This is a genomic window from Streptomyces sp. NPDC051987, from assembly GCF_040680735.1.
Lineage (GTDB): Bacteria > Actinomycetota > Actinomycetes > Streptomycetales > Streptomycetaceae > Streptomyces.
Window position 1 is genome coordinate 58,258 of the sequence record NZ_JBFAXI010000046.1, and the last position, 6,326, is coordinate 64,583.

Consider the following 6,326-nt stretch of genomic DNA (forward strand, 5'->3'; position numbering starts at 1 on the left):
CTTGAAAGAGAAGGAAGAACCGGCATGTCCGCTCTTGCGCAGGCCACCCTCGCCGCCACCCAGATCAAGGGCAACCTCGGCTCGATCGGTTACGGCCTCGCCGCGATCGGCCCGGGCGTCGGCATCGGCATCATCTTCGGCAACGGCACGCAGGCCCTCGCCCGCCAGCCCGAGGCGGCCGGCCTGATCCGCGCCAACCAGATCCTCGGCTTCGCCTTCTGTGAGGCGCTCGCCCTGATCGGTCTGGTCATGCCGTTCGTCTACCCGGCCTCCTGACCCGACCGTCGCGCACCAATAGACGAAAGGCACTGATATGAGCCCCCTGGTTCAGCTCGCGGCTGAGGAGGCCGAGAACCCCCTCATCCCGCCGATCCCAGAGCTCGTCATCGGCCTGATCGCCTTCGTCATCGTCTTCGGCTTCCTCGCCAAGAAGCTCCTTCCGAACATCAACAAGGTTCTGGAGCAGCGCCGCGAGGCGATCGAGGGCGGTATCGAGAAGGCCGAGGCCGCGCAGACCGAGGCGCAGAGCGTCCTCGAGCAGTACAAGGCGCAGCTGGCCGAGGCCCGGCACGAGGCCGCGCGCCTGCGCCAGGAGGCTCAGGAGCAGGGCGCCGCGCTCATCGCCGAGATGCGCGCCGAGGGCCAGCGGCAGCGTGAGGAGATCGTCGCCGCCGGTCACGCGCAGATCGAGGCGGACCGCAAGTCCGCCGCCCAGACGCTCCGCCAGGACGTCGGCCGGCTGGCCACCGACCTGGCCGGCAAGCTCGTCGGCGAGTCCCTGGAGGACCACGCCCGGCAGAGCCGTGTCATCGACCGCTTCCTCGACGAGCTTGAGGAGAAGGCCGAGGCGGCTCGATGACAGCGCACGGAGCGAGCCGCGAGGCCCTGGCAGCCGGACGTGAGCGTCTCGACGCGCTGACGGACTCCACGTCCGTGGACGCGGCGCGGCTCGCCGACGAGCTGACGGCCGTCACCGCGCTGCTCGACCGCGAGGGCGGCCTGCGCCGGGTCCTCACCGACCCGGCACAGGCCGGCGAGGCCAAGGCCGAGCTGGTCCGGCGCCTGATCGGCGGCCAGGTCTCCGGGACCACCGCCGACCTGGTGTCCGGCCTGGTCCGCTCCCGCTGGTCGCAGCCCCGCGACCTGGTCGACGCGCTGGAGGAGCTGGCGAACGTCGCCGACCTCACGGCGGCGGAGAAGTCCGGCACGCTGGACGACGCCGAGGACGAGCTGTTCCGGTTCGGCCGGATCGTCTCCTCGAACACCGAGCTGCGCGCCGCGCTCACCGACCGCAAGGCCGGCGCCGCGGCGAAGACCGAGCTGCTGCACCGGCTGCTCGGCGGCCGCGCCAAGCCGGTCACCGAGCGTCTGGTCACGCGCCTTGTGACCGCGCCGCGGGGACGTAGCCTGGAAGCGGGCCTGGAGGCCCTGTCCAAGCTGGCCGCGGAGCGCCGCAACCGCGTCGTCGCCGTCGTCACCTCGGCGGTCCCGCTGAGCGAACCGCAGAAGCGACGCCTGGGCGCCGCCCTCGCGAAGCTCTACGGCCGCACGATGCACCTCAACCTCGACGTCGACCCCGCGGTCGTCGGCGGGATCCGGGTGCAGGTCGGTGACGAGGTCATCAACGGTTCCCTCGCGGACCGGCTGGAGGACGCGGCCCGCCGCATGGCGAGCTAGCACCCCGGTAGTCGAGAACACAGCAGTACGTACTCACGACGGCCCTGGTTGGGCCGTACAAGAAGAATCCTGGGGGTCGCCCCCAGACCCCCCAAGTGAAACTTCGGGCCCAACAAGGAGAGCAGGGAACCCAGATGGCGGAGCTCACGATCCGGCCGGAGGAGATCCGGGACGCGCTGGAGAACTTCGTCCAGTCGTACAAGCCGGACGCGGCCTCGCGCGAGGAGGTCGGTACGGTCACCCTTGCCGGCGACGGCATCGCGAAGGTCGAGGGCCTCCCCTCGGCCATGGCCAACGAACTGCTGAAGTTCGAGGACGGCACCCTCGGCCTCGCGCTCAACCTGGAAGAGCGCGAGATCGGCGCCATCGTCCTCGGTGAGTTCAGCGGCATCGAGGAGGGTCAGCCGGTGCAGCGCACCGGTGAGGTCCTCTCCGTCGCGGTGGGCGAGGGCTACCTCGGCCGCGTCGTCGACCCGCTCGGCAACCCGATCGACGGCCTCGGCGAGATCGAGACCGACGGCCGCCGCGCCCTCGAACTGCAGGCCCCCACGGTCATGCAGCGCAAGTCGGTGCACGAGCCGATGGAGACCGGCTACAAGGCCGTCGACGCGATGACCCCGGTCGGCCGCGGCCAGCGCCAGCTGATCATCGGTGACCGCCAGACCGGCAAGACCGCCCTGGCCGTCGACACCATCATCAACCAGCGCGACAACTGGCGCTCGGGCGACCCGAAGAAGCAGGTCCGCTGCATCTACGTCGCCATCGGCCAGAAGGGCTCCACCATCGCGTCGGTCCGCCGCGCGCTGGAGGAGAACGGCGCGCTGGAGTACACGACCATCGTCGCCGCCCCGGCGTCCGACCCGGCCGGCTTCAAGTACCTGGCGCCCTACACCGGTTCGGCCATCGGCCAGCACTGGATGTACGCCGGCAAGCACGTCCTGATCATCTTCGACGACCTGTCGAAGCAGGCCGACGCCTACCGCGCCGTGTCGCTGCTGCTGCGCCGCCCGCCGGGCCGTGAGGCCTACCCGGGTGACGTCTTCTACCTGCACTCCCGTCTGCTGGAGCGCTGCGCGAAGCTCTCCGACGACATGGGTGCCGGTTCGATGACCGGTCTGCCGATCGTCGAGACCAAGGCCAACGACGTCTCGGCGTTCATCCCGACCAACGTCATCTCCATCACCGACGGCCAGTGCTTCCTGGAGTCGGACCTGTTCAACGCCGGTCAGCGCCCCGCGCTGAACGTCGGTATCTCCGTCTCCCGAGTCGGTGGTTCCGCACAGCACAAGGCGATGAAGCAGGTCTCCGGCCGACTGCGCGTCGACCTCGCTCAGTTCCGTGAGCTGGAGGCGTTCGCCGCCTTCGGTTCCGACCTGGACGCCGCGTCGAAGTCGCAGCTGGAGCGCGGTCAGCGCATGGTCGAGCTGCTCAAGCAGGACCAGTACCAGCCGATGTCCACCGAGGACCAGGTCGTCTCCGTCTGGGCCGGCACCACCGGCAAGATGGACGACGTGCCGGTCGCCGACATCCGCCGCTTCGAGCGCGAGCTCCTCGACTACCTGCACCGCAAGGAGTCGGGTCTGCTGGCCTCCATCCGCGAGGGCGGCAAGATGTCCGACGACACCCTCACGGCCGTCGCGGACGCGATCGCGGAGTTCAAGAAGCAGTTCGAGACGAGCGACGGCAAGCTGCTCGGCGAGGACGTTCCTGCCGCTGCCGCCAAGTGACGTAAGGAAGGGACCTGACTCATGGGAGCCCAGCTCCGGGTCTACAAGCGTCGCATCCGATCCGTCAGCGCGACCAAGAAGATCACCAAGGCGATGGAGATGATCGCCGCCTCGCGCGTCGTCAAGGCGCAGCGCAAGGTGGCGGCCTCCACGCCGTACGCGACCGAGCTCACCCGCGCGGTCACGGCGGTCGGAACGGGGTCGAACACCAAGCACCCGCTCACCACGGAGGCGGAGAACCCGGTCCGCGCCGCGGTCCTGCTCCTCACGAGCGACCGCGGTCTGGCCGGTGCCTTCAACTCCAACGCCATCAAGGCGGCGGAGCAGCTGACCGAGCGCCTGGAGCGCGAGGGCAGGGAGGTCGACACGTACATCGTCGGCCGCCGCGGTGTCGCCCACTACAACTTCCGTGAGCGCACGATCGCGGAGTCCTTCACGGGCTTCACCGACGAGCCGTCGTACGCGGACGCCAAGAAGGTGGCGGCGCCGCTGATCGAGGCCATCGAGACGCCGACCGAGGACGGCGGTGTGGACGAGCTCCACATCGTCTACACCGAGTTCGTGTCGATGATGACCCAGACGGCGCTCGGCGACCGGCTGCTGCCGCTGAGCCTCGACGAGGTCGCGGAGGAGAGTGCCGCCAAGGGCGACGAGATCCTTCCGCTGTACGACTTCGAGCCCTCGGCGGAGGACGTCCTCGACGCCCTGCTGCCGCGCTACGTGGAGAGCCGCATCTACAACGCGCTGCTCCAGTCGGCCGCTTCGAAGCACGCCGCCACGCGGCGCGCGATGAAGTCGGCCACCGACAACGCGGGCGAGCTGATCAACACGCTCTCCCGTCTTGCCAACGCGGCCCGCCAGGCCGAAATCACCCAGGAAATCAGCGAGATCGTCGGTGGCGCCAGTGCCCTGGCCGACGCGACCGCGGGGAGTGACCGATAAATGACCACCACTGTTGAGACCGCGACGGCTACGGGCCGCGTCGCCCGGGTCATCGGCCCGGTCGTCGACGTGGAGTTCCCCGTCGACGCGATGCCGGACATCTACAACGCCCTTCACGTCGAGGTGGCCGACCCGGCCAACGCCGGCGAGAAGAAGACGCTGACCCTGGAGGTCGCCCAGCACCTGGGTGACGGCCTGGTCCGCACCATCTCCATGCAGCCCACCGACGGTCTGGTCCGCCAGGCCCCGGTGACGGACACCGGCAACTCCATCACGGTGCCGGTCGGCGACTTCACCAAGGGCAAGGTGTTCAACACCCTCGGTGAGGTCCTGAACGTCGACGAGACCTACGACGGCGAGCGCTGGGGCATCCACCGCAAGGCCCCCAACTTCGACGAGCTCGAGTCGAAGACCGAGATGTTCGAGACCGGCGTCAAGGTCATCGACCTGCTCACCCCGTACGTCAAGGGCGGCAAGATCGGCCTGTTCGGCGGTGCCGGCGTCGGCAAGACGGTGCTCATCCAGGAGATGATCTACCGTGTCGCCAACAACCACGACGGTGTCTCCGTGTTCGCCGGTGTCGGTGAGCGCACCCGTGAGGGCAACGACCTCATCGAGGAGATGACCGACTCGGGCGTCATCGACAAGACCGCCCTGGTCTTCGGCCAGATGGACGAGCCCCCGGGCACCCGTCTGCGCGTCGCGCTGGCCGGCCTCACCATGGCCGAGTACTTCCGTGACGTCCAGAAGCAGGACGTGCTGTTCTTCATCGACAACATCTTCCGCTTCACGCAGGCCGGTTCCGAGGTCTCCACGCTGCTCGGCCGCATGCCCTCCGCGGTGGGCTACCAGCCGAACCTGGCCGACGAGATGGGTCTCCTCCAGGAGCGCATCACCTCGACCCGCGGTCACTCGATCACCTCCATGCAGGCGATCTACGTCCCCGCGGACGACCTGACCGACCCGGCCCCGGCCACCACCTTCGCCCACCTCGACGCGACGACGGTGCTCTCCCGTCCGATCTCGGAGAAGGGCATCTACCCGGCCGTGGACCCGCTGGACTCGACGTCCCGGATCCTGGACCCGCGCTACATCGCGCAGGACCACTACAACGCGGCCATGCGCGTGAAGACGATCCTGCAGAAGTACAAGGACCTGCAGGACATCATCGCGATCCTCGGTATCGACGAGCTCGGCGAGGAGGACAAGCTCGTCGTCCACCGGGCCCGTCGCGTGGAGCGCTTCCTGTCCCAGAACACCCACGTCGCCAAGCAGTTCACCGGCGTCGACGGTTCGGACGTCCCGCTGGACGAGTCGATCGCGGCCTTCAACGCGATCTGCGACGGCGAGTACGACCACTTCCCGGAGCAGGCGTTCTTCATGTGCGGTGGCCTGGAGGACCTCAAGGCCAACGCCAAGGAGCTGGGCGTCTCCTGAACACCCTGAGTTCTCCGGGACTCCTTGTGTTCTTCGTGTGAGGGGGCGGGCGCGTCCCGCCCCCTCACGCACGCCTACTAGAATTGACCCCAACACCCGGCGCCCCTGCCGGGTGGTGACCCGAGGAGCCACCCTTGGCTGCTGAGCTGCACGTCGAGCTGGTCGCCGCCGACCGCCAGGTCTGGTCCGGCGAGGCCACCCTGGTCGTCGCGCGCACCACGTCCGGCGACATCGGCGTCATGCCCGGTCACCAGCCGCTGCTCGGTGTGCTGGAGTCGGGCCCGGTGACCATCCGTACGAGTGAAGGTGGAACGGTCGTCGCCGCGGTGCACGGCGGTTTCATCTCGTTCGCGGACAACAAGCTCTCGCTGCTCGCCGAGACCGCCGAGCTGTCGGACGAGATCGACGTCCAGCGCGAGGAGCGGGAGCTGGAGCGCGCGAAGGCGGAGGGCGACGCCACCGCCGAGCGGCGCGCCGACGTCCGACTGCGGGCGGCGACCGCGCGCTGACAGACTGCGCGTACGCGTTGACGCAACTCAGCCG

The 6,326-nt window shown here is 69.0% G+C and carries 7 protein-coding genes; all 7 read left to right on the forward strand.

Annotated features, from left to right (window positions below; all coding sequences use genetic code 11):
• Positions 1-24: 24 nt before the first annotated feature.
• The 7 genes from atpE to AB0M11_RS24240 all read left to right on the forward strand — a co-directional run bounded on the left by atpE (position 25) and on the right by AB0M11_RS24240 (position 6,292).
• Positions 25-276, forward strand: coding sequence for an ATP synthase F0 subunit C (gene atpE / locus AB0M11_RS24210; protein ID WP_365708768.1), 252 nt, complete (start codon positions 25-27; stop codon positions 274-276).
• A 37-nt stretch (positions 277-313) separates the two neighbouring features.
• A complete protein-coding gene (locus tag AB0M11_RS24215; protein ID WP_365708770.1) occupies positions 314-859 on the forward strand; it encodes a F0F1 ATP synthase subunit B in 546 nt (181 codons plus the stop codon).
• The gene (locus tag AB0M11_RS24220; RefSeq protein ID WP_365708772.1) at positions 856-1,677 is read left to right on the forward strand and encodes a F0F1 ATP synthase subunit delta; all 822 of its coding nucleotides are present in this window, start codon (positions 856-858) and stop codon (positions 1,675-1,677) included. The genes AB0M11_RS24215 and AB0M11_RS24220 overlap by 4 nt, the downstream gene beginning before the upstream one ends.
• A 134-nt stretch (positions 1,678-1,811) precedes the next feature.
• Entirely contained in the window at positions 1,812-3,404 is a 1,593-nt protein-coding gene (gene atpA / locus AB0M11_RS24225; protein ID WP_365708774.1) for a F0F1 ATP synthase subunit alpha, read from the forward strand.
• Positions 3,405-3,425: 21 nt separating this feature from the next.
• Positions 3,426-4,346, forward strand: coding sequence for a F0F1 ATP synthase subunit gamma (locus tag AB0M11_RS24230; RefSeq protein ID WP_365708776.1), 921 nt, complete (start codon positions 3,426-3,428; stop codon positions 4,344-4,346).
• Positions 4,347-5,783 (forward strand): F0F1 ATP synthase subunit beta, encoded by a 1,437-nt coding sequence (gene atpD, locus AB0M11_RS24235; protein WP_365708778.1) that lies wholly within the window; start codon positions 4,347-4,349, stop codon positions 5,781-5,783.
• Between the two features lie 134 nt (positions 5,784-5,917).
• On the forward strand, positions 5,918-6,292 hold the full coding sequence (locus AB0M11_RS24240; RefSeq protein WP_365708780.1) for a F0F1 ATP synthase subunit epsilon: 375 nt from the start codon (positions 5,918-5,920) through the stop codon (positions 6,290-6,292).
• The last annotated feature ends 34 nt before the right edge of the window (positions 6,293-6,326 follow it).

Bases quoted from the DNA above. Each gene is read 5' to 3' on its own strand.
- atpE (WP_365708768.1), top strand. From the start codon at position 25: ATGTCCGCTCTTGCGCAGGCCACCCTCGCCGCCACCCAGATCAAGGGC.
- AB0M11_RS24215 (WP_365708770.1), top strand. From the start codon at position 314: ATGAGCCCCCTGGTTCAGCTCGCGGCTGAGGAGGCCGAGAACCCCCTC.
- AB0M11_RS24220 (WP_365708772.1), top strand. From the start codon at position 856: ATGACAGCGCACGGAGCGAGCCGCGAGGCCCTGGCAGCCGGACGTGAG.
- atpA (WP_365708774.1), top strand. From the start codon at position 1,812: ATGGCGGAGCTCACGATCCGGCCGGAGGAGATCCGGGACGCGCTGGAG.
- AB0M11_RS24230 (WP_365708776.1), top strand. From the start codon at position 3,426: ATGGGAGCCCAGCTCCGGGTCTACAAGCGTCGCATCCGATCCGTCAGC.
- atpD (WP_365708778.1), top strand. From the start codon at position 4,347: ATGACCACCACTGTTGAGACCGCGACGGCTACGGGCCGCGTCGCCCGG.